General features: G+C 34.6%; 25 protein-coding genes. 19 read left to right on the top strand and 6 right to left on the bottom strand.

All coding sequences use genetic code 11. The features are described 5' to 3' along the window. Positions 1-14: 14 nt before the first annotated feature. Together JM83_RS12590 and JM83_RS12595 are read right to left on the bottom strand one after the other, a co-directional pair. Entirely contained in the window at positions 15-776 is a 762-nt protein-coding gene (locus JM83_RS12590; RefSeq protein ID WP_144962496.1) for a patatin-like phospholipase family protein, read from the bottom strand. Positions 777-1,634: 858 nt separating this feature from the next. Then, complete coding sequence (locus JM83_RS12595; RefSeq protein ID WP_144962497.1) at positions 1,635-2,300, bottom strand: peroxiredoxin; 666 nt, start codon at positions 2,298-2,300, stop codon at positions 1,635-1,637. A gap of 216 nt (positions 2,301-2,516) precedes the next feature. Between JM83_RS12595 and JM83_RS12600 the strand changes: the two genes are divergently transcribed. From JM83_RS12600 to JM83_RS12610, 3 genes are all read left to right on the top strand, one after another. After that, positions 2,517-2,882, top strand: coding sequence for an arsenate reductase family protein (locus tag JM83_RS12600; RefSeq protein ID WP_144962498.1), 366 nt, complete (start codon positions 2,517-2,519; stop codon positions 2,880-2,882). Between the two features lie 11 nt (positions 2,883-2,893). Continuing rightward, the gene (locus JM83_RS12605; RefSeq protein WP_144962499.1) at positions 2,894-3,541 is read left to right on the top strand and encodes a hypothetical protein; all 648 of its coding nucleotides are present in this window, start codon (positions 2,894-2,896) and stop codon (positions 3,539-3,541) included. Between the two features lie 82 nt (positions 3,542-3,623). Next, positions 3,624-4,457 carry a universal stress protein gene (locus tag JM83_RS12610; RefSeq protein ID WP_144962500.1) on the top strand — a complete coding sequence of 278 codons (834 nt, stop codon included), beginning with the start codon at positions 3,624-3,626 and terminating at the stop codon, positions 4,455-4,457. 51 nt (positions 4,458-4,508) lie between these two features. On the opposite strand, the gene JM83_RS12615 is transcribed toward JM83_RS12610, so the two are convergent. From JM83_RS12615 to JM83_RS12625, 3 genes are all read right to left on the bottom strand, one after another. Continuing rightward, positions 4,509-5,387: an RsiV family protein gene (locus JM83_RS12615; RefSeq protein WP_144962501.1), complete on the bottom strand. Its 879-nt coding sequence runs from the start codon at positions 5,385-5,387 to the stop codon at positions 4,509-4,511. A 150-nt stretch (positions 5,388-5,537) separates the two neighbouring features. Beyond that, positions 5,538-5,822: a hypothetical protein gene (locus JM83_RS12620; RefSeq protein ID WP_144962502.1), complete on the bottom strand. Its 285-nt coding sequence runs from the start codon at positions 5,820-5,822 to the stop codon at positions 5,538-5,540. Positions 5,823-5,890: 68 nt separating this feature from the next. Further along, positions 5,891-6,301, bottom strand: a complete 411-nt coding sequence (locus tag JM83_RS12625) for a hypothetical protein (RefSeq protein WP_144962503.1) — start codon at positions 6,299-6,301, stop codon at positions 5,891-5,893. A gap of 278 nt (positions 6,302-6,579) precedes the next feature. Between JM83_RS12625 and JM83_RS12630 the strand changes: the two genes are divergently transcribed. The 12 genes from JM83_RS12630 (at position 6,580) to JM83_RS12685 (ending at position 16,976) form a co-directional block, all read left to right on the top strand. Beyond that, positions 6,580-7,743, top strand: coding sequence for a PAS domain-containing sensor histidine kinase (locus JM83_RS12630; protein ID WP_144962504.1), 1,164 nt, complete (start codon positions 6,580-6,582; stop codon positions 7,741-7,743). 6 nt (positions 7,744-7,749) lie between these two features. After that, the gene (locus JM83_RS12635; protein ID WP_144962505.1) at positions 7,750-8,805 is read left to right on the top strand and encodes a response regulator; all 1,056 of its coding nucleotides are present in this window, start codon (positions 7,750-7,752) and stop codon (positions 8,803-8,805) included. 86 nt (positions 8,806-8,891) lie between these two features. Continuing rightward, entirely contained in the window at positions 8,892-9,728 is an 837-nt protein-coding gene (locus JM83_RS12640) for a universal stress protein (protein ID WP_186434994.1), read from the top strand. Positions 9,729-9,882: 154 nt separating this feature from the next. Continuing rightward, entirely contained in the window at positions 9,883-10,731 is an 849-nt protein-coding gene (locus tag JM83_RS12645) for a universal stress protein (protein ID WP_144962507.1), read from the top strand. 10 nt (positions 10,732-10,741) lie between these two features. Continuing rightward, a complete protein-coding gene (locus JM83_RS12650; protein WP_144962508.1) occupies positions 10,742-11,596 on the top strand; it encodes a universal stress protein in 855 nt (284 codons plus the stop codon). Between the two features lie 12 nt (positions 11,597-11,608). Beyond that, the gene (locus JM83_RS12655; RefSeq protein WP_144962509.1) at positions 11,609-12,457 is read left to right on the top strand and encodes a universal stress protein; all 849 of its coding nucleotides are present in this window, start codon (positions 11,609-11,611) and stop codon (positions 12,455-12,457) included. Between the two features lie 64 nt (positions 12,458-12,521). Then, positions 12,522-13,373, top strand: coding sequence for a universal stress protein (locus JM83_RS12660; protein ID WP_186434995.1), 852 nt, complete (start codon positions 12,522-12,524; stop codon positions 13,371-13,373). 11 nt (positions 13,374-13,384) lie between these two features. Beyond that, the gene (locus JM83_RS12665; RefSeq protein WP_144962511.1) at positions 13,385-13,792 is read left to right on the top strand and encodes a hypothetical protein; all 408 of its coding nucleotides are present in this window, start codon (positions 13,385-13,387) and stop codon (positions 13,790-13,792) included. A 25-nt stretch (positions 13,793-13,817) separates the two neighbouring features. After that, positions 13,818-14,663, top strand: a complete 846-nt coding sequence (locus JM83_RS12670; RefSeq protein ID WP_144962512.1) for a restriction endonuclease — start codon at positions 13,818-13,820, stop codon at positions 14,661-14,663. 728 nt (positions 14,664-15,391) lie between these two features. Beyond that, a complete protein-coding gene (locus JM83_RS12675; protein ID WP_144962513.1) occupies positions 15,392-15,811 on the top strand; it encodes an Hsp20/alpha crystallin family protein in 420 nt (139 codons plus the stop codon). Positions 15,812-15,860: 49 nt separating this feature from the next. After that, entirely contained in the window at positions 15,861-16,304 is a 444-nt protein-coding gene (locus JM83_RS12680; RefSeq protein WP_144962514.1) for a hypothetical protein, read from the top strand. Positions 16,305-16,319: 15 nt separating this feature from the next. Beyond that, positions 16,320-16,976, top strand: coding sequence for a hypothetical protein (locus JM83_RS12685; RefSeq protein ID WP_144962515.1), 657 nt, complete (start codon positions 16,320-16,322; stop codon positions 16,974-16,976). Between the two features lie 294 nt (positions 16,977-17,270). On the opposite strand, the gene JM83_RS12690 is transcribed toward JM83_RS12685, so the two are convergent. Continuing rightward, on the bottom strand, positions 17,271-18,116 hold the full coding sequence (locus JM83_RS12690) for a universal stress protein (protein WP_144962516.1): 846 nt from the start codon (positions 18,114-18,116) through the stop codon (positions 17,271-17,273). Between the two features lie 244 nt (positions 18,117-18,360). Between JM83_RS12690 and JM83_RS12695 the strand changes: the two genes are divergently transcribed. From JM83_RS12695 to JM83_RS12710, 4 genes are all read left to right on the top strand, one after another. Next, positions 18,361-18,978 (top strand): WG repeat-containing protein, encoded by a 618-nt coding sequence (locus tag JM83_RS12695; RefSeq protein WP_144962517.1) that lies wholly within the window; start codon positions 18,361-18,363, stop codon positions 18,976-18,978. A gap of 102 nt (positions 18,979-19,080) precedes the next feature. After that, positions 19,081-21,726, top strand: a complete 2,646-nt coding sequence (locus tag JM83_RS12700) for a cation-translocating P-type ATPase (protein ID WP_144962518.1) — start codon at positions 19,081-19,083, stop codon at positions 21,724-21,726. Between the two features lie 116 nt (positions 21,727-21,842). Beyond that, positions 21,843-23,132, top strand: a complete 1,290-nt coding sequence (locus JM83_RS12705; protein WP_144962519.1) for an acetyl-CoA hydrolase/transferase family protein — start codon at positions 21,843-21,845, stop codon at positions 23,130-23,132. Positions 23,133-23,407: 275 nt separating this feature from the next. Continuing rightward, on the top strand, positions 23,408-24,040 hold the full coding sequence (locus tag JM83_RS12710) for a Crp/Fnr family transcriptional regulator (protein WP_144962520.1): 633 nt from the start codon (positions 23,408-23,410) through the stop codon (positions 24,038-24,040). Positions 24,041-24,092: the final 52 nt, after the last annotated feature.

A 24,092-nucleotide genomic window follows, 5' to 3' on the forward strand; every position in this document is an offset into this window, starting at 1 on the left:
ATTTTAAATAGGATTTATATCATGTGTTTGTGCATTTCCAATTCTTTTATTGCGGCATTGTAACCTATATCCAAAATAATGTCTAAAGTTTTTAAATTGAAGATTCCGTACTTAGTAAGGCCTGTTGGAGAAATAACGAAATCACAATCTTTAAATTTATGCCGTGATTGATTTCCCAAACTTATTTGCAAGGACCTATTTATTATATTATAGGAATGGCTTAATTCTTTAATTTGAATGGTCTCTACTGGATTTACGAACACTCCAATTATTTTGTCGCAAATAGATTTTAGAGGTTCCACCGGGAAATTATTAAGGATCCCACCATCTACATAAACCCCATTATTAATAGAAATAGGAGTAAACACGCCTGGAAAAGAGGCCAAAGCTAATACCGGTTTTATTAATTCTCCAGAACTGAAAATCTTAATTTTACCATCCAACAAATTGGTAGCGGTAACAAATAGCTTTTTTTCCAAAGAAGCGAAATCATCTTTTTTAAAAAAGCCTTCAAAGTCTTTATAAAATTTTAGCGTGTCTATAAACCCTGGTTTGTTTATCGCATAGCGCCGATAATTGAAAACAGGAACTACCTTAAAGAATCTAAAAATATCTTGCCAGGAATTTCCAGCAGCATACATTGCTCCAACGATTGCTCCAGCACTGGTGCCCGAAATGTGGGTTATTTCAATATGATACTCCTCAAAGGCTTTGAGCGCTCCAATATGTGCGACACCGCGCGCACCTCCACCCGATAGAACCAATCCAGTTCCCATATTTAAAAATTTATGCGCTTATTTTTTTTGATTAAGTCCAGAGCCCTTCTTTAATAAAGCCTCCATAGCTTAAGCGCTGGAAATAATATAATGATATTGCCCCTAATATACTATTTGTTTTCAGCAAACTTTTCTAAGCCACCGTGTTCTACCATAGGATCCCACGAATTTTTGAAAAAATTATAAGGAAGAAAAGCAGTAATGTGATAGCCTCTAAAACTTATTGGTTATTAAAACCAAACAATGAAAATAGGATAAAAAAATCTAATGTTGCTTTAGTTGTGAAAATGGCTATAAAATTGGGGACTAAAATCAACAAACGACTTAAAGATTAAATTATTTTTCAAAACATGACAATTGTCATGTTTTAAATAGAAGAGCTTATGTATCTTAGTAATCTAGTTGAAAATAATAGTTCTTTGATACTTATAAAAGCATTGGTTCTTATTGCAGCAATGCAGTAAAAATCATTAGGAGGCAAGTTTGTTCTTGAAGAAGTGATGAGGCATTTTCGTAATGGAGTGTCTAACATACTCTCTATTAATAGGACATTTTTAGTCTTCTATAAATCGGGGGAGTCTTTAGGGATTTCCCCGATTTAAAATTATAAGCCTTAAATTTTATATAATAGCCGATTTTGAAACGTCTGTAAAGATTCATTTTTCTTGATTTCTAGATTAATTTGTAGAGGTTGTCAAGATAATTAATCAACTGCAGTTCGTTTTAAAGAAACAGGGGTCTTACTTAAGGTCCCTGTTTTTTTTTAATCCCTCTGGCCAGCTTGGCAAGTTCCCCCGAGGTCTGCCCGTAATGTTTAGGCGTACTTGCGTCAAGGTTCTTTATTGCGTATAGAATTACTTAGTCTAATTTCAGATCTTTTTTAGCCAAATAGAAGTCTACTTTCTCGTAGGAGTCATCCTTGATTCTTTTTTCCATTTCTTTCAACGTTTTTGGTGGTGGTACAATTACTTTATCTCCTTTTTTCCAGTTTAAGGGTAAGGCCACACTATATTCATCGGAAATTTGTAGTCCCATTAGCGCTCTTAAGATTTCATCCATATTTCGTCCTACATTCAAAGGATAGTACATTATCAATCTGATTTTGAAATAGGGATCAATAAAAAACACAGCTCTTACTGCTGCTGTTTCGCTTTCATTTGGTTGTAGCATTCCATACAACTTTGCCACCTTCATATCTATATCTGCAATAATTGGAAAATCCAGGTAGACTCCGGTTTTTTCTTTTACATTGTTTACCCACGCCAAATGAGAGTGGATACTATCTATGCTCAAACCTATTAGTTTTGTATTGAGCGCATCAAATTCATTTTTTCTTTCTGCAAAGCCACTTAGTTCAGTGGTGCATACTGGGGTGAAATCTGCAGGATGTGAAAATAAGATCACCCATTTCCCATCGGCAAAATCTGAAAATTGGAGTTTTCCATGGGTCGTTATTGCTTCAAAATCTTCAGCATTATCGCCAATTCGAGGCATGTAGTACAGTTGCTTTTCTTCAGTTTCCATGACTATTTAATTAAATGGTTATTTTTTTTTAACTCCTATTAAATATAATTTTCATGTATCTGGATTCATATGACTTTAATCATATGGAAATTGCGGGATAGTAAGTAATTTTAAATACCTGTTTAAAGTCTGGTTTATTAATGGTAGAAGTCCTAAAACAAAAAAAAACCGGGTTTAAAGGAGAAGAGCATATTCAACAAAAATCATTGTTAAAAAATGGGAGAAATAGCCACATCAAAAAGACAAATCACCTTGTTTTATAATCCCAATTCTATTCGGGCAAAGAAAACATTGGCATTTGCCAAAGCTGAAGGTTTTCCTATCCTGCAAGTAAACCTCCTTAAAACCAAACTTACAGGTACACAAATTGCAGAATTGGCAAATAAACTGAATTTGGAGATTAAGGATCTAATTAACCAAGAACATCCCTCTTACAGCTCCCATTTTAAACCCCATGAACTTTCTGGGGAGGATTGGGTGAAAATGATACAGCATCAACCAGAAATCATGAAGCAACCCGTTGCATTGCGAGGTGACATAACCATACTTATAGAAACCCCTACAGATATTATAAAAATTTAATAGTTGTTGTTATGAAAAAGATCTTTATACTTTTGAATATTTTGATGCTTTCTTCCTGTTCTTCCACGCAATTTGTAGATAGTTGGAAAAATAAGGAACTAAGGGAATTTCAACCTCAAAAGACATTGGTAATAGGGGTTACCCAGAATTTAACCGCGCGTAAAATTTTTGAAGAAAATTTAACAAAGGAATTAGTGAGAAGGGGGTTGCCAGCTGTAGAGGGTTTATCTGTTTTGGAACCATCTTTTATAAATTCGGAAAAAACGGAAGAGGAAATAAACCGGATGATTGAGGGACTTTCAGATGCAGGTTTCGATGCCGTTATAGTAACTGCTTTAAAAGGGGTGGAAGATAAGAAAAACTATAACCCAGATTATTATATCACCAATTATAGATGGACAAGGTTTGGAAGGTACTACTATAGATACCAGGATATATATTATAATCCAGGTTACTACAATAATTATAAAGTATTTCATGTAGAAACATCTATCTATAAATTGCAACAGACGGAGGGCAAATCTTTAGTTTGGGTAGGAGCATTTAATATTGTAAACCCACAAACCATAACTTCTACTCTAAACGATTATATCAAAGCAATTATTAAAAAACTGGAAAAAGATAAGGTTATACCTAGTGTAAATGAATGGAATATCTAACAAATATTTCCCTCCAAGATACTTTACCCTATAAAAAACTATAGATTTTCTAAAAAAAAAATCATTTCTTAATTCTAATAAAATGGATAAAATTCTTGTGCCTATAGATTTTTCCGAGCACTCAGAATTCGCATTGCGGGTAGCAGCGGCTATTGCAAGGAAAAATAATCGTGAAATCGTAGCACTCCATATGTTAGGGCTCTCCGATGAAGGTCTTACCAAGGTGGAAACCCAAGAACTGCAAGAAGCGATTTTAAATTTAAAATTTTCTGATAGTAAGTTTACAGATTTCCTGAACCGTGTATATCTAAATGGAGTTAAAATTCAGCATGCGGTGCAGCGAAATAAAGATTTTTTTGAAATCGATGCTATTGCAAAAAAGTTTGGAGCCGATTTAATAGTTATGGGTTCCCATGGCAGTAAAGGCTTAAGCGAGGTTCTTGTTGGATCTAATACAGAGAAAGTAGTGCGCACATCTAGTTTGCCTGTTTTAGTTATTAAGAGTCCTGTGGTGAACTTTAAATTTAAAAAAGTTGTATTTGCCTGCGATTTCAAAGAAGATTATATTGAACCATTTTGCAAGGCTTGGAACTTTTTTAAACCTTATAAAAGTTTATTTAAGATCCTTTATATAAATCATCCAGAAAACTTTTTGAGCAATCAAGAAATGGAGGAAAAAGCGATGGAATTTATTAAACAGGCCGGGATAAAGGATCTAAATTATTTAGAAGACATCATTTTTTACAACGATTATAATTTAGAAGAAGGGATCTACCGTTTTAGCAAAAAGTTCGAGGCAGATGTCGTTGCAATCCCTACACGTGGGAGAAGGGGGATAGCTCACTTTTTTTCAGCAAATAAAGGGGAATCCTTGGTGAACCATTCAGATATACCCATCATGACTTTTAAAAAATAGAATTGCTTTTGGCTATCTAGTTTTTCTTAAATCAATTAGGTCGGACACCCATTATAATAACAATGGATTGGAATTATGCTGTTTTAATACAGGTTTCAATAATTCTAGGGGAATGCTAACAGAAAAAGTTCCCGTATAAGCCGGACAGATAACACAATCATCAAAGAAATATTCTACGGTTAAATTGTTGATCACAAAATTATCTTTACTGCTATAAAAATCTTCTGCTGAAATTTCCCAACAGTCATAATAAATTTCTCCAGATTTTATTTTTTTGGAGAGCACTTCATTTAATATTTCCCTAAGCTCTTCTTCAGATCCTGTATTAAAGAAATCTTCATATTTCATAAACTTGGAATTCACCAAATCATAATTAAAGCTATCGAAAGAATAAGAAGGATAGGGCTTTCTGTGGTAATAGGTCTCATTATAGAAGAGCACGCTGATCAACTTATCATCTAGGCTAAAAATTTTATAATCGACCATCTTTTTGGATCTATCATCACGCGTTCGTGTAGAATCACAAACCACTTCTCCCTCTTCCAAAATAGCTTTCTCCACGCCTTCTATATCCAAATAATCTTTTTCTAAATAGCTGTTGAAATTGGCGTGGGACTGGTTGATTCCTTCATTTAAATAAGGATATTTAAAAGTGATTAGATAACAGTCTTCATCTTTTAAAAATGATTTGGATAAAACGAGTTCTTTCAATTCCTCTTGGTCATCCTCTTTTTTAAGTATTGATTCTCTTTTGATTTTTAAAGATTGTTCTCTCTGAAATTCAATTTCGTCCAAGCCGGTTATAGAGTCATTGCTTTTTGTATCGCGCTGTTTCTCTAATTGAATACGCTTGTATTCCATTTGCTTGGACGTCTCTTTTTTACATGCCAATAAACTTATGCAGATTACCAGTATTATCAGGATTTTCATAAAAGATGTATTTAATCTTTATTGAGGTTTAATTTCCCGAGGCCTGCCCGTAATGTTTGGGTGGGCTTGTAAGGGGATTCTTGATTCTAAAAACGCCGTTAAAATTCTATGTACGTTTTTAGGTACTTATAAAATTCAAATTCTGTTTAATCAATAAAGGCCATTTACTATGATTATTAGGCTGTTCACAACGACACTTAACAAGAGCAGGTCTAATATTAATTTTGGTTTTTGAATCGTAAGAATAGCAGCATTATGGGTATTGCATACAATTACTGTAATAACCACCATAAACTTATGCAGAAATCCATTGCCATGCATTAGGGAGGTCACTACAGCAATGGAGCCTATACCCGTAGAGGCAATAATTCCTATAGAAGAATACCCGATTACGTTCTCAGAAAAGTCGATTTTCATTTTTGTGTAAAGTGTCATATCGATTTTGTTTAGTGATACCGGCAACTCGAAAGGCTGTCTTCTCTCGAAATATTAAAATAATCACTTTACTGATTTCCTTCAAATAATAATTTAAGTTTAGCAAGGATCATAAGTTCTGCCTTGTTTTTTCCTGCAAATTCATTTGCAATTGCATTTGCGGTTTTTAAAATGAGCTGTTTTCGTTCTTTAGTGAATAATTTAGGGTGTTTTTCAAAATAGTCTTTAAAGCTCTCATAACATTCTTTCGCATCGGCTTGTTCATGGTCAAACCATTCAAAAACAATTTCAATTTGATAGGCTGCATTTGTACCAAATTCATCTTTGGAATTTTCCGGTTTTCGCCAATTGGATATAACAAGTTCACATAAGCGTTCATATTCCTGCTCCCTAACTACTTTATCTACTGCAGCAATGGCATAGAATAATTCCCCCAATTTTTGATAGAATATTAATTCTGGTTCTATAATTTTCTGCATGGTTAAAGGATTTTATTTTATAAATTTACCAGCCTCTATGGATAGTAACAATGATAATTATCATTAAGTACAATACCAGTGGAATATTGGACTCATTTTGACTTTCTGTTTGGAACCGGGAATTAAGGATTTTATTTATTAAAGAAGGCTTTATTGAGTAGCATAGCCATACCTACGGTACACTAAAAAGATGAGATTAAGGAGCAAAATGTAAAATTCGTAGGTAAAAGAAAAAGTCGAGAGGAGTTCATTATAATAATAATGGGTATTTTTGAATTATGGAAGGTTTTAAACGGGAGAGTGATGTATTCAGGATTCTTTCTGAAGCAGTTTCAGAAGGTATTATTGTGGTTGACAAAGCCCAGCAAATTGTAACCACTAATAAAGCTGCCGATGCAATTTTTGGCTATGCAAAAAATGAGCTTATTGGAAAATCCTTGGATGTTTTAATTCCCATGAAGTACCGTCATTCACATCCTAAGCAGGTGAAGACTTTTTTAGAAGATAGCGATAAACGGCAAATGGGCCATGGGAGGGATCTATATGGGTTGCGGAAAGACGGCTCCCAATTTCCGGTAGAAGCAGGATTAAATCCTTTTAATATAAATGGGAACATGTATGTCATGGCATTTGTTATAGATATTACCGTGCGAAAAGAGGCAGAAAAGGAAATTAGGGACTTGAATGCCGATCTGGAAAAAAAGGTGGAAGAGAGAACCTATCAGTTAAAGGAAGCCCTGCATAAGGAAAAGGACCTAAATGAATTAAAAACAAAATTCCTTTCGTTGGTGTCTCATGAATTCAAGACCCCGTTGAGCGGTATTCTCACTTCATCTACCCTAATTGGTAAATATCCCAATACAGGGCAACAAGATAAGCGTGACAAGCATATTAAAACCATTCAAAATAAGGTTAAGTTCCTAAATAATATAATTAATGATTTCTTGTCTATAGAGCGTTTGGAAAGTGGAAAGGTAAATTATAAATTCTCAACGTTTCCTTTGAGCAAGATCATAAACGAAGTGATTTATGATGCCAATATGTTTCTTAAAGATGGGCAAAAAATTAATTATCCAGAAAATATTGATGGCATTTTTATAAGTTTTGACGAAAAAATCTTACAACTCATAATGACAAATCTTTTAAATAATGCCGTTAAATATTCCTCAGAAAATTCCACTATAGATATTGAAGCTGTTCTTGATACTAAAAGGCTTAGTATTGTTGTAAAAGATGAAGGTATAGGAGTTCCTGTTAACGAGCAAAAGTATATATTCAATAGGTATTTTAGGGCAGAAAATGCTCTTTTAAACCAAGGTACGGGAATAGGGCTTAATATAGTTAAAAGCCACTTGGAAAACTTGGGAGGTACAATTACCTTTGTAAGTGAAGAAAATAAGGGTAGTACTTTTTCGATAACAATTCCAGTTTCCACAAATTAAAGAGATATGAAAACAATTTTATTGATCGAGGACGATGCTGCTTTACGGGAAAATACTGCAGAGCTGTTGGAATTGTCCAATTACCAGGTTATTACTGCTTCAAATGGCCAAATTGGAATAGAAAAGGTCAATGAGCATATACCCGATCTTATTGTTTGTGATATCATGATGCCAGAAGTAGATGGTTATGGGGTATTGGACCTGGTTTCTAAAGATCCTAAAACTTCCCACATCCCATTTATATTTCTTTCAGCAAAAACAGAGCACAAGGAAGTTCGTAAAGGGATGGATCTTGGTGCAGACGATTATATTACCAAACCCTTTGAGGAGGATGAATTAATTAGCGCAATACAAAGCCGGTTGGCTAAAGCTGAAATATTAGCCCAAACTTCAGATAACAGAGCTGTACAAGAGGATCAAAATGGAAATTCCACACTTAGGAACCTTAACGAGTTAAAGAATTTTTTTGATACCAAGGGTAATATTTTAAGCTTTAATAAAGGGGAGCTAATTTATAAGGAAGGAGAACGCTCCAATACTATTTACCTAATCCTGAAAGGAGTAGTTAAAAGTTATAAAATGGACGAGAAGGGCAAAGAATTAATTACGGCGCTTTATAAGGCAGATAATTTTTTAGGCTTTACGTCTTTTGCTGAGAGCATAACCTATCAAGAATCTGTAATGGCAGTAGAAGAGGTAAAACTTGCTGGAATATCCAAGAGCGACCTAAAGGAAATTTTGGGCAAAAATAATGAGGTGTCCATAGAGGTGTTAAACTTACTAACAGGTGATATTTCCGAGATTAAAGAGCAATTGTTACAAATGGCATATGGTTCGGTGCGCAAAAAAACAGCAAGAACCATTCTGCAGTTTGTTAAGATTCTCGATAAAAACCCGCAAGATACCATTAAAATCTCGCGGTACGATTTGGCAAGTGTAGCTGGTATTGCTACCGAAAGTTTAATACGAACCCTTTCTGGCTTTAAGAAAAAGGGCTTAATTGAAATTGAAGGCAGAAACATTAGAATACTCGACCTAGAAAAATTGAATGCAATAGAATAGACTTTGGTTAACTGACAATTATCATTCTTTTAATCACCAAACTAAAATATTTTAGCTTTTTATCTATAAATACTATAAATACGAAAGTGAAAAATATTTTAATACCTACAGATTTTTCTGAGAATTCTTGGAACGCTATTATTTATGCATTTTCTTTTTTTCAAAAAGAAGAGGTTACATTTCATCTTATTCATTTTACTTTGCCAAGCGATAATTCTCATGGAGAACACTCATTTGAAAATGAAACTTCATTAAATGAGTCCAACTCTAAAATGGAAAGTCCCAATTTTAAAAAATTATTAGATAAGATCAATCAATTTTTTCCTGAAAACCGAAGCCAAATTTTAACAGTTATTCGTAGTGCCAAAGTTATAGAAGGTATTCGCCTATATCTTATAAACGAAGATATAGATTTACTAATAATGGGCACCAAAGGCGCTTCCAATTACCATGAATTTCCTATTGGCAACCAAACCTTGGAGGTAATTACCAAAGTAAAATGCTCAATTCTTGTTATCCCGGAAAAAGCAATATTTAAAATCCCAATAAGCTTGGTGTTCCCTACAGATTTTAATATTGTCTATAAGAGTAAAATAATTAATTCACTTATAGATATAGTGAATATCCAAAATGCATCAATAAAAATTCTAAGGGTAGCTCAAAATCAAAAAAAACTAAATGACTATCAGGTTGAAAACAGGGATTATTTAAAGAAAAATTTAGATAATGTTCCTTATAGTTTTCATGTTATCGACAATCCAAATCTGGAAAGAGGACTTCAGTTTTTTATAAATACAATGAAAGTGGATATGGTCGCCATGGTGGCAAAAAACATCAACTTTTCCCAAAGGCTTTTATTTAAACCATCCGTAACTCAGTTTAATTACCATAGGGAAATCCCTTTTTTGGTTTTGCATGAATAATTCATAATTCTTGGGAACGAGTCTTATAAAAAATGCAGATACTTTCAAATTCTAATCACTTATTTACAGTTTATAATACATTGAATAGATGATTCTTATCATTTTTTGTTTACAATCATTATTGTAGTTTTAAATACTATTTAAATCTAGTCTCATGCGAAAAATACTAATACCCACAGATTTTTCTGAAAATGCTTTGAATGCCATAAAGTATGGACTGGAACTATTTAAATATGAGCTCTGTGAAATATACCTTATCCATGCATATTCAGATGAGGTGTACAATACAAAAGGCCTTCTGGTTCGTGCAGGGTTTGAGGAGCTGAAGCTGCAAACTTTCAGAAATTCCGAAAAAGAACTAGAAAAACTGGAGAAGGAAATCCTTTTATTTTCCCCAAACCCAAAACATCGGATAATTACACTTTCTAAATTCGAAATATTGGTAGATGCCGTAAATGATCTCGCCGATAAAGAAAATATAGATATAATTATTATGGGGACCAGAGGTAAATCCAATGATAAAAAATTAACCTTTGGGAGCAATACACTTCAAGTTGTTAAATATGTTAAATGCCCGGTCCTAGCGGTTCCCAATACTTTTAAAAATGGGGCACCTTCTAAAATCCTATTTCCTACAGATTACCTGCTGCCGTATAAGCGTAGAGAGATAAAACTTTTAAGCACCATGGCAAATAGTTTTGCTGCCCGTATTGTTTTTCTGCATATTTCCAAATTTGAACAAGCATCCTACAGGCAGCAGGATAATAAAACTTTTTTAGAGAGCTGTGTAGAAGATAATAAGACCGAGTTTATGAACATTAAGGGGGGTGATCTTACCGCTACAATAAATAACCAAATAAAATCCAATGGAATCGATATGGTGGTTATGGTCAACTCAAGGCACTCTTATCTAGAAAGCATGCTGTACACCTCTACCATCGATAAAATGGGACTTCATTTAGAGGTTCCATTTTTAATACTCCAAAATTTACAACGTTATTAAAATAATAGATATGAAACGTATTTTACTACCCACAGATTTTTCCGATACGGCATACAATGCGATGTGCTATGCAGTTCAACTTTTTGAGAAGGAGAAATGCGAGTTTACGCTGTTACATACTTATACTCCTGTTACCTATAATGTGGGAACCGTAGCAGATAGTTATTCTACATTCGAATTACTGGAAGTTTTGAAGTCGACAGTGGGGCAAAACCTGGATAAAACCGAGGAGCTGTTAAAAGGGAAATTCAAGAACCCAAATCATACTTTTCAAAAAAAAGGCACTTACAATTTACTGATCAACGAAATGCAGGATCTAATTAAAGAGAAAAACATAGAGCTTATTGTGATGGGTACCACGGGAGCAACTGGGGCAAAAGAAATTTTTCTGGGCACCAACACCATGTATACCATTAAAAATGTTAAATGTGCAGTAATCGCCGTGCCGGCAAATTTTAGTTATGAAGAACCAAAAGAGATCTTATTTCCAACCGATTTTAAATTCTCCTACAAAAACAAGTACTTATCATTTATAAGGGACCTGTGCAAAACACATACATCTAAACTGCATATATTCAATGTTGTTAAAGAAGAAACCACAGCTTCTAAAAATGATATGATGATGGATTTCTTGGACAAATATTTCGAAGATAATTTTCATAGATTTCATATCGCTAAAAACAAAGATCTTCAAGAAGCGATAGTGGCATTCGAGTTAAAGAACAAAATCAATTTATTAATTATGATTCATAACAAGCATTCCTTTTTTGAAAACTTGTTGTTCAAGCCTGTTATCAATAAAATAGTATTTCATACCCAAGTTCCTTTCTTGGTCATTCCTTCAGAAGAAAGAATGATGAATTAAAAGCTGATACCGATGAAACATATACTAGTACCAACAGATTTTTCCCAGAATGCCTATAGTGCGCTGCACTATGCAACACAATTATTTAAAAATGAGACGGCGACATTTTATTTGGTGAATTCCTTTGAAGCCAATGTGATCGCCCAAACAAAAGGAATTCCAACAAGTAAGAGTGAAAAGATAATAGCGCGGCTAAATAATGAATCTCAAGATAAGGCCAAACAGGTAAGGCATAAAATAATTCTGGATACAGAAAACAAACTTCATAAGTTTGAAATTATTTCCACCTTTTTAGATTTCCAAAAAACCATAAACAATCTTATTAAATCCAAAGCAATAGATTATGTAGTGATGGGGACCAAAGGAGCAACCGGGGCAAAGGATGTATTGTTTGGGAGCAATACGGTTAAAGCGATCAAAAAACTAAAAGGAGCACCACTCTTAATGATCCCTAATGAAATGGAATATGTGGAGGTTAAAAGAATTGGATTTGCTACAGATTTTACCAGAAAATTCATGCCCGAGGAAATAGCTCCAATCATCCGGTTTGCGAAAAACCATAATGCGGTATTAAGGATAATATTCCTAGGGGAACAAGAGATAATTACCGAAACGCAGCGTGAAAACATACATGAGCTTAAAGAGATGCTTTACGAGATAGATTACAAGCTTTTTGAAGAAGGAGTATTATACAATAAAACAGATAGCTTATTACAATATGTTATGTTATATGATTTTAATATTTTGGCAATGGTACATTATAAGCACAGTTTCTTAAAAGACCTTTTAAGGGAACCTGTAATCAAGATGATGGGATTATATTCCAATCGTCCCTATTTGGTGATTCCGGCAGCCAACTGATAATTATCATAGAAATCATGGTCTTTGCCTAGTACATTTAATGGTGGAATTTAAAATGCAAACGATGAAAAAGAAAATTTTATTACCAACAGATTTTTCCCAGCATTCATGGAACACAATAGTTTATGCAAGTGAATTATTCAAAAATGAAGAATGTAATTTTTATTTGCTGAATGCATTTAAATATGAGGTAGTTGATTTAGGAGTTAATACTCCAGCTAATTCAGAAGATCGTATCTATAATATGGCTAAATCCAAATCTGAAGCGCAATTAAAAAAACTCATAAAAATGCTTGCTATAAGGAATTCGGGGTATAATCACACCTATTCTACCCATGCGGTCAATAATAATCCAATAAACGCAATAAAAGAGTTTGTGGAAACCAAAGATATCGAGCTAATAATAGTAGGAAATAAAGGAGAGACGGACGCTTTGGATATAGTGTATGGAAGTAACGCTATCACTATTATGGAAAAAATTAGAAATTGTCCAGTCCTTGTAATTCCTAGTCATTTTGAATATAAGGATCCCAAAGAGATTGTGTTCCCAACAAGTTATAAGACTCATTATAAAAAACGGGAACTGGAATATCTTTTTGAAATTTCGAAAATAACCAATTCCCCCGTGAGAATTTTACATGTAAATAAATCAGCTTCCCTCGATGAAAAACAACTGGAAAAAAGAGCTTTGCTGGAAGAATATTTGGATGGAGTGGTATATACATTTCATTGGTTAGAACATGATAATGTACAAACAGGCTTGCATTTATTTGTACAAAGCCGGGGCAGTGAAATGATTGTTTTTATAAATAAAAAACACGCTTTTTTTGATGTGCTCTTTTCCAAACCAATGGTAAAAGATCTTGGTCAACATGCGAAGGTTCCTGTTTTGGTTCTACACGATCTGCGCAATTAAAATGATGAATTATGAAAAGGGCAGGTATTTGGATAGACCGAAAAAAAGCAATTATTATTACGCTGGAAAATAGGGGGACAAAAATAGAAAAAGTGGTCTCTAAAGTTGAAAATACAGATAGTGATTTTAGCGGATTAAAAGATTTCGACAAAAGCGGGGCGCTAGAAATAGTGAAAGATCGAAAAGTATTGGAGATTAAAAAGCATGCTATTAAAAATTACTTTAAGCAAATTGTTTCGTATTTAGAAGATTTGGATAGCATCGTAATTTATGGCCCGGCAGATATGCCCTTGATTTTTAACAAGGAGTTGGAAACAAATTATCCCAAACTACACAAGAACGTAATAGACGTCTTAAAAGCCGATAGTATGACTGAGAATCAAATAAAGGCAATGGTTTCCAATTATTACAAGGTTTAACTGCATGTTTTTATAGAAACAACCCATGGGCAATGAAGAAATTTTTATAGAGAAATCTTCGGGCGAAGGAGAGAAGTTTTCAATTTCAAAACTGCATAATTCGTTAAAGAGGAGCGGGGCAGATAGGGCTACCATAAAGAAAATTATAGACGTTGTGAGCAATGAATTGTATCAAGGAATTTCCACAAAGGAAATTTATAATCGAGCCTTCGCATTATTAAAAAAGAACAAACCAATATATGCCTCAAGATACAAGCTTAAAAATGCCATTTATGAACTTGGTCCCACGGGATTTCCTTTTGAAAAATTTATTGGTGCTTTACTTGAATTTTCTGGATACTCCATAAAAATTGGTTCGATTTTACAAGGTAAATGTGTAACACATGAGGTAGATGTAATTGCAAAAAAGAAGGAAGAATACATCGTAGCAGAATGTAAATTCCATAGCGATCGCAGCAAAAAGTGCGATGTGAAAGTCCCCCTCTATATCCATTCCAGATATCAAGACATCCTGGTAAATTATAAAAATTCCAAAAGCTGTCCTAATGAAGGTTGGGTAGTAACCAATACGCAGTTTACAAAAGATGCTTTAATTTACGGGAAGTGCAGTGGCTTGCATTTGTTAAGTTGGGATTATCCTCTGGACAATGGGATAAAGGATAGAATAGACCGGCTTAGATTATATCCTGTTACAGTCTCCACCCTTTTAACCATTAGAGAAAAACAATTCCTTTTAAGCAGGGATATAGTCTTGCTACGACAGCTTTTAAAGGATAAATTTTATTTGGACCATTTGGGCATTTCAGAAAAAAGAATAGAGAAGATTTTTAAAGAAATTAATACGCTTTGTAACCATATGAAAATTCACTGATGCCATCTATAAAAATTCATTTTTCAGGAGTGTATTGTACGCTAACTGGTTCGAAATTTTATTGAAATTGAGTGGGCACTATCTAAACTGATTGCAGATTTTTCAAGCACTCAAAGGGTTACGAATACAAAATTGGGAACCTTTCCCACTGAATGCTTTCACCATGGATTGTGTGCAACCAACCCATGGGTATTTAGATATACCGGTATTTGCCAAAGTTGGTGAAGCAAAGGTATCGTGGGAAAGATCATTGAAACAGGATCCATCCTAGCCATCACTGAAATCATTTTGAGGGATAGTGCCAAAATTCATGAAGAAGGTAGAGAAAGAACAAATAAAGGGTTTTTTTTTAAGCCTAAAGAAAGAGTTTCGGTAAAGCTCATCGAACTAATTAATGAAACCATACACAATAGAGCGACGCTTGTTATTCTATTGTTTGCTTCGGAAAGATTACAAATCTTAATGTTCATACTATGAAAACCCTACAACGAAAATCGCACTCCTCATATTTCAATTTTTATAGATGGTCCATTGAACAATAATGTAGTAGCTGTTTTTCAATAATTTCCGGGTTGGCACAAACTTCTGTTGGATGAATTTATTGCGATGCAAAAGCGAATGAATATCATAACATAATTACTGACTTCAACTGATAATTATCATTGCATTTTCCTTTTTCCAATTGTACTTTCAAATGAAATTAATTATTAATCTTAAAAAACAATATTATGTCTTTAGTAAAATTTAAAAGAAGGGGTTTTCCTTGGTTGGATAACGATAATTTTTTTGAAAACGATTTTATCGCTTCTTCAAGAAACCTTCCAGCAATGAATGTGAAAGATAATCCAAAAAACATTGAAATTGAAATGGCCGTCCCAGGATTTTCAAAAAAGGAGATGGAAGTATCATTAGAAAATGGTATCCTCCATGTTTCTGCAGAAAAGAGTAAAGAAGAGAAAACAGGAGACGAAGATTATACTCGAAAAGAGTTTGAATACAGCTCCTTTGACAGAAAACTGCAAATTCCACCTACGGTAGATCAAGGTAAAGAGGTAGTGGCCAGTTATAAAGATGGAATCCTTAAACTGAAACTCGCAAAAAAGAATTCGGTTATAGAGCACCCAAAGAAGGTCATTAAAATTTCTTAGTTATACCTGATAAATAGAATATTTATATCCCCCCGTTAAAAAACACAAGATGAACACTAACTCATATAAAATGAAATATAAAGAATGGCGTAATCCCAGTAGTTTACACGAAGAAACCATAAGATGCATCTCTGAACTTGAATTTATAGATGATGAAATTCAGTTTTTAAGTGATCTTATAAAAGAGTTTACACTAGAACTTATTTCCGGTAAAAATTTTGAAGAAAGCAAAGCCATTATAAATGATCTTAGCGCTTATAAAAAAGCGTTGAAACCTTTGCTTAAGGAAATTGAAATTCATAAAAACGACCTACAAACCCTTTTAGACGATATAGATATTCCAGATGAAGAAGATGACTACCAAATAGTTCATGACAAACTTATATCTGAAGCTAGGGCCTATAACTTAAAAGTAAGAAAGTTAAAAACTAAAATTTTTGGCCTTATAAAAGAAATCATGAAAGTTAGCAAACAAAAAAGATTGCTAAAATAGTTGAACTCAGGATATATGAAAGCTGTACCAATTCCCAGAAAAAATGAAGTTCATATAGTTGGAATTCTACTATGCTTTCTATTTATAAGTTGCTCCTCCACTAATTTAGTAGAACAATACACAAATCCAGCTCTACAAAATTTAAAAATCAAAAAAGTTTTGGTTATTGGAATGACCCCTGATATAGAGGTTCGAAGAATCTTTGAAAAAAAGGTAGCAGACGAATTCTATAAGCGGGATGTGATTGCCGTAGAGAGTATCGATTTTTTTGAAAAATCGTTTGCAGAAAACCAAAAATCCGAGGAGCAATTAAATCAAATTCAAGAACAATTAATAGAAGCAAACTTTGATGCTGTTTTGTTGGCCAAAGTTACAGGACAAGAAGAAAAAGTGGGAGTGGCCCAAGCCTACAGGGATTTTTTAAGGGATTTTAATTCTTTTACAGATTACTATTATTACAATCAGGAAATTTACGGAAGTCAGGAATCTGAAAATTATGTGCTTTACCACACAGAAACTGCACTTTATTGTTTGTGTCCTGCAACCGAACGGCAAGTACTGTGGAAGGCAACTATAGATATCGTTGATACGGAACGTTTGGTTAAGAATATAAATGATTATATAAAAGTGCTATTTAAAAGTTTGAAGGATGGCCGGGTCCTTTTGAAATAACATTTGGTTATATCCATTTTTCATCCAACACGGCAGCTTCTCCTCTAGTCACCCAGTCCCGACGCTACGGAAAGTTTCAGGGTCTCGTTTGGACTTACTGGATGCTGAACAATCCCAAGATAGGTAACAGTGTGACAAACCCCTGAATATAGATAGGTAATAGTAAGTACGGTACAAAAACGGACAATCAGTAAGATTTTTGAGTATCAATTAAGACTCAATTGATAAAAGCTACACAATCCTTTTTCATTGGTATTATTTAATAACCTATTAGGAACACTACAAAATAGTATCTTAAGAATTCAATTTGTGCAGTATCAAAAGAGGGACACTGGATCCATAGCTCATTTTTGTTCTTTCGGAACCAAAAATAAAGCGTTCCAGAAAAGATTCTTTTTCATCAAGGAACATGGCATGAAGATCTATATGTAAAAGTTGTACAACAGTACTTATGACCATCGCGGCTGGAATTCTATTAACAACAGAAAATTTGTAATTAATATCCTTAAAAAGTCTTTTGATTCTAGCATTGTCTTTTTTGACGCTTGTGGTAATGGGGTTGTTGTTTAGCTCTACCACATTCACTTTGGGTTCATGCCTCGCTATTATTTCCTTTAAAATTGAAATTCCAGCACTACTAAAATCTTCAGATCTAAAAGTTGAAAAAAGTATATTTTCTATTTTCGAGAATTTAAATTTTTCAGGAATAATTAATACCGGACATTGGATGTTTCTTATTACCCGTATGGTATTGCTGCCAAATACTATTTCCCTAGCATTTGTGGTCCCATTTGTACCCATTATAATAAGATCTATTTTATGGGAGGCTAAGGTTTCGTTTATAGCATTAACAAGATTATCAAAATCAAAAATCGGTTTAAATGTATAGGCTTCGTGGAGAAATTGCAGTTTATATTTTTTGATCAATTTTTTCAACTGCTTCTTGTTATCATTTGCGATCGTTTCATAAATTGAAGCTTCCGGTGCTGCTGTTACCAAATCTGCAGATAGAAAATCTGAAGATTTTTGAACATTCAGAATATAGAAATTACAGCTATTTCCTTTAAAGAATTCAAGCGCATACTCTATAGCATTCAAAGAGTTCTCAGAGAAATCTGTAGGTAATAGGATATTTTTCATCGCAGTAGATTATAAGAATAAAAGTAGGTGTAAACCAAGTATAAAAGAATGATAAAAGTCATGTTAACCTTGGGTAGAGGGTATTATAAAAGCCTTGGAGGTGAAGGATCCCTAATAATTTAAAATTCTTCTAAAAGCATAGCGAAGTTGAATGTTGACCTCTAGTTTTTCAATTAAAAGTGATCAATATCATTTAAAATGTGACGCGATGCTTTTAACTTTAGGAAAATAAAACACTTGCGTTATGAGAACAACAGTATTTACTTTCGGGTTAATTATTTTAAGCTGTCTGGGTTTTGCTCAGGATATTAAAGATTTAAATTTTATAGCTCCATTTAAGGAGGGCTTGGCGGCTGTTCAGAGGGATGGGGATTGGGGTTTTATAGATGAGTCTGGAGCTTTGGTGATAGATTTTAGAAAAGATGTGGTGATATTGCCTGTGGAGGAAGAAGGCAAATCAAAATTCCCCTATTTTAAAGAAGGGATGTGCCTTATCCAAAAAACAGTAAAAGACATTCCTTTCTATGGTTTTATGGATACATCGGGAACAATTGTAATTGATCCCGTATATATAAATGCCACTAATTTTAAAGATGGCATGGCAATAGTAGGGGAGCTTACCAAAGAGAGCCTTGGTAGGAATGATCTTTTGGACAAAAGGGTCGTAAACTACAGTTTTTCAGAAATAGCTATAGACAAGTCTGGAAAGCTCTTATATTTTCTTACAGATCCCCAACACGTAACGTTGGATAAAAAATATTTAAGGAAACTTCCAAAGATCAAATCTACCGTGCTCAATGAAAAATTAATTGCTGTTCCAAGTAAAACAACAAAAAATTGGACGGTCATGAGACTACATTAATCCATGTTTTAACTTCCATACGTGTTGTTTTTCAGCGTTACTATTTCTCTGATTTTCAAAAACGTTTCACTAATTTTTATATTTTCAATATATTTTAACGATATGGGAAATGCTTATACACTTACTGTTGAATCCCTTTTAAAACAGTTGGAAGTAGATCCTTTGGAAGGATTAAGCGAGAAAGAAGTTGAAGATAGAACGAAGAAATATGGCGCCAATATTTTTAAAGTTAAAAAAGCTAAAAGTTGGGCTCTCATACTTTTAAACCAATTTTTAAATCCGATAGTTTATATACTGGTAGCAGCCACAATTTTAGCCTTTTTGTTTCAGGATTGGCTAGAAGGAATTGCGGTTATAATAGTAATCCTCTTAAATGCTGTAATTGGATTTACTATGGAGCTAAAAGCAACCCGAATGATAGAGTCCTTGCAAAAAAGCGCTCAATTGTTGTCTACAGTATTAAGAAATGGGAAGGTTCACAGTATTGCAGCCGCCAATTTGGTTCCAGGGGATGTGCTCATTCTCTCTCCGGGAACTATTGTAGGTGCAGATGCCCGTATTATCCATCAGGAGGGTATTGCCGTTACCGAATCGGCTCTAACAGGGGAAAGTGACCAAGTTACAAAATCAGAAAAAGCACTAGAGGTAGATACCCCTGTTTATAAAAGAAGCAATATGGTGTTTAAGGGCACCATCATAAATAAAGGGCATGCAAAGGCAATTGTAACTGCAACCGGGTCTCAAACAGAATTGGGTTCCATCAATAAATTAGTTCAAGAAGCAATTAAAGAAGATACCCCGCTGGGTAAACGATTAAATCGTTTAAGCCATAGGCTTATTTTTCTCACCATTTTCTTAATCATGATAATTATAATCATTGGTTATATAGAAGGGGAAGATTGGGAAATATTGATTAAAACCAGCATAGCACTTGCCGTTGCTGCAATTCCAGAAGGGTTGCCCATAGTCGCCACAATTACCCTTGCTCACGGTATGGTAAAATTATCCAAGCAAAGGGTAATTATAAAAAGACTAGAAGCCGTGCAAACCCTTGGCGAGATCACAATGATGTGTACAGATAAAACAGGAACCCTTACACTGGACAAAATGAATGTGGCACAAGTGGTTTTGGAAGACAAAACTATCATGGCATCGTCATTGAACCCTAACAGGGATGGAGAATCTTCCAAAAACTCGGGACTTTCATTTCTAAAATTTATTGAAGTGAGTATTCTGTGCAACAATGCCCTCGTTCAAGATGAAAATTCCAGTGGAGACTCCCTAGAGATTGCATTAATTGTTTTTGCTGAAGAGTTGGGACATAACGCACGAGATTTTAAGTCTAAATACCCAAAAGTCCATGAAATTCCATTTGATGAAAATGATAAATTCATGGCTACCTTAAATAAATATGGAGATACCTTTCAAATTTGTGTCAAGGGAGCACTGGAAATCGTTTTGAATAGGTGCAGCTCGGGATTGGACGAAGATGGGGATAAGATCCAACTAGATAGGGGTAAGTGGCTTCAAGCGTCGGAAGAAATTGCAAGCCGGGGATTACGGGTATTAGGCTTTGCATATAAGGAAACTGAAAAAACCACTATAGAGGGACAAATTCATGATCTCATATTTATTGGGATCGTTGGGTTTTTGGATCCTCCAAGATCTGATGTTCGACAAGCAATAGAAACCTATAAAAAAGCCGGTATAAAAGTAACCATGATCACAGGGGATCAATTGGCTACTGCGCAAAAGATTGCTGAAGAGATTAATTTATTGGTTCCAGGCGAGGATAATGAAAAGAAGGTTATTCATGGCGACATGATAAAGGATTTGGATAGTGCAGACCTGGATTTTAAAAACAAACTGCTGCACGCAAATGTTTTTGCACGGATAATTCCAGAGCAAAAACTACAATTGGTAGCGTTTTTCCAAAAGAACAATCATGTAGTAGGAATGATGGGAGATGGAATCAACGACACTCCTGCGCTTCGAAAGGCCGATATAGGAATCGCCATGGGTATTCGAGGTACAGATGCGGCAAAAGAGGTGGCAGATGTAATCTTACTGGATGATAAATTTGCTTCAACAGAATTAACGATAAGGCAGGGAAGAACTATTTTTAGGAATATTAGGCAGTTCGTTGTGTATCTTTTATCCTGTAACCTGGCTGAAATACTTTCAGTAGTGATCGCTGCGCTCATAAATATTCCGCTACCTCTTCTACCCTTACAAATTCTTTATCTCAATCTAGTAACAGATACATTTCCGGCATTGGCCCTTGGAATGGGGAAAGGCGAAAAAGTGATCATGGAGCGACCTCCAAGAAATCCTCAAGAGCAAATTATCACTCCTTTGCTCTGGCGATCAGTAATAGTGTATGGGCTATGTGTTACGTTCATTGTGACGGGTGTTACTTTGTATACGCACTTTGTCTTAAAATTGCCAAGTAGCGTAGTAAATAATATTTCTTTTTATACCCTGGTGTGGACACAGTTACTTCATGTCTTTAATATTCCATCTCGTATTCATTCTTTTTTTAATAATGAAGTAGTGCACAATAAATGGGTTTGGGCGGCCATGGTACTCTCTGTACTTCTAGTTGTTATTGCTTATTTGATCCCTGCTGTTCGAGAGGCATTATCCCTTTTACCCTTAACTATAGAACAATATCTAATTGTATTTTTTGCAGGGATATCTTCGGTAGTGATAATCCAGGTGTTCAAGAGAATTGGAATTACAGAATAATTAGGACTTCTTGGACTTTGAACAGACCATTTATTAACAGAAAAGCCATTAAAACATGATGAGAATCATATAATTATTATGGCTGGACATCAATCTTTGCTGAAAATAAATTAAAAATGAACAAATTAAAAATTGTAACCGCAAAAGAAGCGGTATCCATAGTAAAGTCTAATGATCGGATATTTTTTCAGGGAGCTGCGATGACTCCAAATTTATTGATAGATATGCTAAGTGAAAGATATCAGGAATTGAATAATGTGGAAATCATTCAGATACATACCCATGGAGAAGCAAAATATACCCAGCATCCCTATTGCAAGTCATTTAGACTGTACAGTTGTTTTGTAGGCCCTAATGTAAGGGCAGGGGTAGATACGAACACGGGGGATTATATCCCTGTTTTTTTAAGTGAAATACATTGGCTTTTTAGAAGGAATATCCTTCCCCTGGATGTGGCATTTATACAAGTTTCCCCACCAGATAAGCACGGGTATTGTTCTTTGGGAGTTTCAGTAGATATTACTTTGCCAGCAATACAAACGGCTAAAACCGTGGTAGCCCTTATGAACCCTCAAGTCCCAAGAACACATGGGGATGGGATCATTCATATCAACCAAATTAATTTGGCCGTGGAAGTGGATGTTCCCATCCATGCATCTTTTTTAGAAAAGCCATCTCCAATAGAAACAACTATTGGTAAGCATGTTGCAGAATTGGTAGAGGATGGTGCAACTTTACAAATGGGAATAGGCAATATACCAAATGCTGTACTTAACAATCTTACCAACCATAAAAGATTGGGTATCCATACCGAATTGTTTAGCGATGGGATCTTGCCTTTAGTAGAACAAGGTATTATTACCGGGGAAGATAAGGAAATTAAAACAGGAAAGATTGTTACTTGTTTTGCAATGGGCACTCAAAAACTATATGATTTTATAGACGATAATCCCATAGTTCATTTTAAGGAAGCGGGCTATACAAATGATACAGCGATTATTAGGCAAAACCCCAAAGTTACAGCTATAAACAGTGCTATAGAAATAGATCTAACAGGGCAGGTGTGTGCCGATTCTATTGGCGCCTATCAATATTCCGGGGTAGGTGGGCAAATGGACTTTATTCGAGGAGCTTCCCTTTCCAAAAATGGAAAACCAATTATAGCGATGCCTTCAATAACGGCCAAAGGAATTTCAAAAATAACCCCTTTTCTTAAGCAAGGTGCAAGCGTTACAACTACAAGAGCACATGTTCATTACGTGGTTACAGAGTATGGCGTGGTAAATTTATTTGGCAAGAGCTTGGAACAACGTGCCAAAGGCTTAATATCCATTGCACATCCAGACCATCGTGAATCCTTGGAAAAAGCGGCAAAAGAAAGATTTAATCCCTCATTGAGGGTTTAAAACCCACCTCCTCAGCTGGGCAGGTTGCCCGAAGGCCGATGGTCTTTAAAAATGAGATCTTCTTATTCCCAATACATAGGGAGGCTGCCTAAAAAGTCCTCTTTTCGCCAAACTGAGCCAATAGGTATCAAACAGCTTGATGCTATTTAACTTTTTAGACAGCCTCTTTTTTTACTCGAGAATTATAGAATTCCTAAATTAATGACCAATATAAATCCCAATAGTATTGATTTCTCAAATTTAATCTTAATTTTAATCTTTCAGAATTGTAGTATATGACAAAGGAAATTAAAGATGCTTATTCATTTGTTTTTGAAAAAGAATTGATACAGGAGATAGAGGAAGTAGGAACCTTAAAATCCTTTAAAGAAAACGAACGGATTATAGAAATAGGAGATAATGTTTCTTCAATGCCTTTACTTATAGATGGAGCAATTAAAATTTTAAGGGAAGATAAAGATGGAGATGAGCTCCTTTTGTACTTTTTAGAGAGGGGGGATACTTGTGCCATGACACTTTCTTGCTGTCTTGGGCATACCACCAGTGAAATACGGGCAGTTGCAGAAATGGAAACTAGACTTATTATGATTCCTGTTGCAAAAATGGAGGAATGGACTTCGAAATACAAGACTTGGAGAAACTTTGTTTTTGAAAGCTATCATTCAAGGCTTTTAGAAATGCTGGACACTATAGATACCATCGCATTTTTAAATATGGATGAGCGTTTGCTGAAGTATTTGAGGGACAAAGCAAAGATCAATCAAAATGAAACTGTACAAATTACCCATCAGCAAATTGCGTACGATTTGCATACTTCCCGAGTAGTTATTTCCAGGTTATTGAAAAAACTGGAGTTGAAAGGGAAGATCAGCTTGCAACGAAACAGCATTCAAATCATAGATTTATAGACCTAGGTTATAATGTAACCAATGTTACTGTACACATATTATGAGAAGAATA

This window comes from Gillisia sp. Hel_I_86, assembly GCF_007827275.1.
Classification (GTDB): Bacteria; Bacteroidota; Bacteroidia; order Flavobacteriales; family Flavobacteriaceae; genus Gillisia.

What these genes read in the sequence shown, in the direction of transcription:
- JM83_RS12695 (WP_144962517.1), top strand. Translation starts at nt 18,361, where the DNA reads ATGAGAACAACAGTATTTACTTTCGGGTTAATTATTTTAAGCTGTCTG.
- JM83_RS12705 (WP_144962519.1), top strand. Translation starts at nt 21,843, where the DNA reads ATGAACAAATTAAAAATTGTAACCGCAAAAGAAGCGGTATCCATAGTA.
- JM83_RS12660 (WP_186434995.1), top strand. Translation starts at nt 12,522, where the DNA reads ATGAAAAAGAAAATTTTATTACCAACAGATTTTTCCCAGCATTCATGG.
- JM83_RS12680 (WP_144962514.1), top strand. Translation starts at nt 15,861, where the DNA reads ATGAACACTAACTCATATAAAATGAAATATAAAGAATGGCGTAATCCC.
- JM83_RS12675 (WP_144962513.1), top strand. Translation starts at nt 15,392, where the DNA reads ATGTCTTTAGTAAAATTTAAAAGAAGGGGTTTTCCTTGGTTGGATAAC.
- JM83_RS12685 (WP_144962515.1), top strand. Translation starts at nt 16,320, where the DNA reads ATGAAAGCTGTACCAATTCCCAGAAAAAATGAAGTTCATATAGTTGGA.
- JM83_RS12670 (WP_144962512.1), top strand. Translation starts at nt 13,818, where the DNA reads ATGGGCAATGAAGAAATTTTTATAGAGAAATCTTCGGGCGAAGGAGAG.
- JM83_RS12595 (WP_144962497.1), bottom strand. Translation starts at nt 2,300, where the DNA reads ATGGAAACTGAAGAAAAGCAACTGTACTACATGCCTCGAATTGGCGAT.
- JM83_RS12690 (WP_144962516.1), bottom strand. Translation starts at nt 18,116, where the DNA reads ATGAAAAATATCCTATTACCTACAGATTTCTCTGAGAACTCTTTGAAT.
- JM83_RS12650 (WP_144962508.1), top strand. Translation starts at nt 10,742, where the DNA reads ATGAAACGTATTTTACTACCCACAGATTTTTCCGATACGGCATACAAT.
- JM83_RS12615 (WP_144962501.1), bottom strand. Translation starts at nt 5,387, where the DNA reads ATGAAAATCCTGATAATACTGGTAATCTGCATAAGTTTATTGGCATGT.
- JM83_RS12655 (WP_144962509.1), top strand. Translation starts at nt 11,609, where the DNA reads ATGAAACATATACTAGTACCAACAGATTTTTCCCAGAATGCCTATAGT.
- JM83_RS12590 (WP_144962496.1), bottom strand. Translation starts at nt 776, where the DNA reads ATGGGAACTGGATTGGTTCTATCGGGTGGAGGTGCGCGCGGTGTCGCA.
- JM83_RS12700 (WP_144962518.1), top strand. Translation starts at nt 19,081, where the DNA reads ATGGGAAATGCTTATACACTTACTGTTGAATCCCTTTTAAAACAGTTG.
- JM83_RS12620 (WP_144962502.1), bottom strand. Translation starts at nt 5,822, where the DNA reads ATGACACTTTACACAAAAATGAAAATCGACTTTTCTGAGAACGTAATC.
- JM83_RS12665 (WP_144962511.1), top strand. Translation starts at nt 13,385, where the DNA reads ATGAAAAGGGCAGGTATTTGGATAGACCGAAAAAAAGCAATTATTATT.
- JM83_RS12610 (WP_144962500.1), top strand. Translation starts at nt 3,624, where the DNA reads ATGGATAAAATTCTTGTGCCTATAGATTTTTCCGAGCACTCAGAATTC.
- JM83_RS12605 (WP_144962499.1), top strand. Translation starts at nt 2,894, where the DNA reads ATGAAAAAGATCTTTATACTTTTGAATATTTTGATGCTTTCTTCCTGT.
- JM83_RS12600 (WP_144962498.1), top strand. Translation starts at nt 2,517, where the DNA reads ATGGGAGAAATAGCCACATCAAAAAGACAAATCACCTTGTTTTATAAT.
- JM83_RS12630 (WP_144962504.1), top strand. Translation starts at nt 6,580, where the DNA reads ATGGAAGGTTTTAAACGGGAGAGTGATGTATTCAGGATTCTTTCTGAA.
- JM83_RS12710 (WP_144962520.1), top strand. Translation starts at nt 23,408, where the DNA reads ATGACAAAGGAAATTAAAGATGCTTATTCATTTGTTTTTGAAAAAGAA.
- JM83_RS12645 (WP_144962507.1), top strand. Translation starts at nt 9,883, where the DNA reads ATGCGAAAAATACTAATACCCACAGATTTTTCTGAAAATGCTTTGAAT.
- JM83_RS12625 (WP_144962503.1), bottom strand. Translation starts at nt 6,301, where the DNA reads ATGCAGAAAATTATAGAACCAGAATTAATATTCTATCAAAAATTGGGG.
- JM83_RS12635 (WP_144962505.1), top strand. Translation starts at nt 7,750, where the DNA reads ATGAAAACAATTTTATTGATCGAGGACGATGCTGCTTTACGGGAAAAT.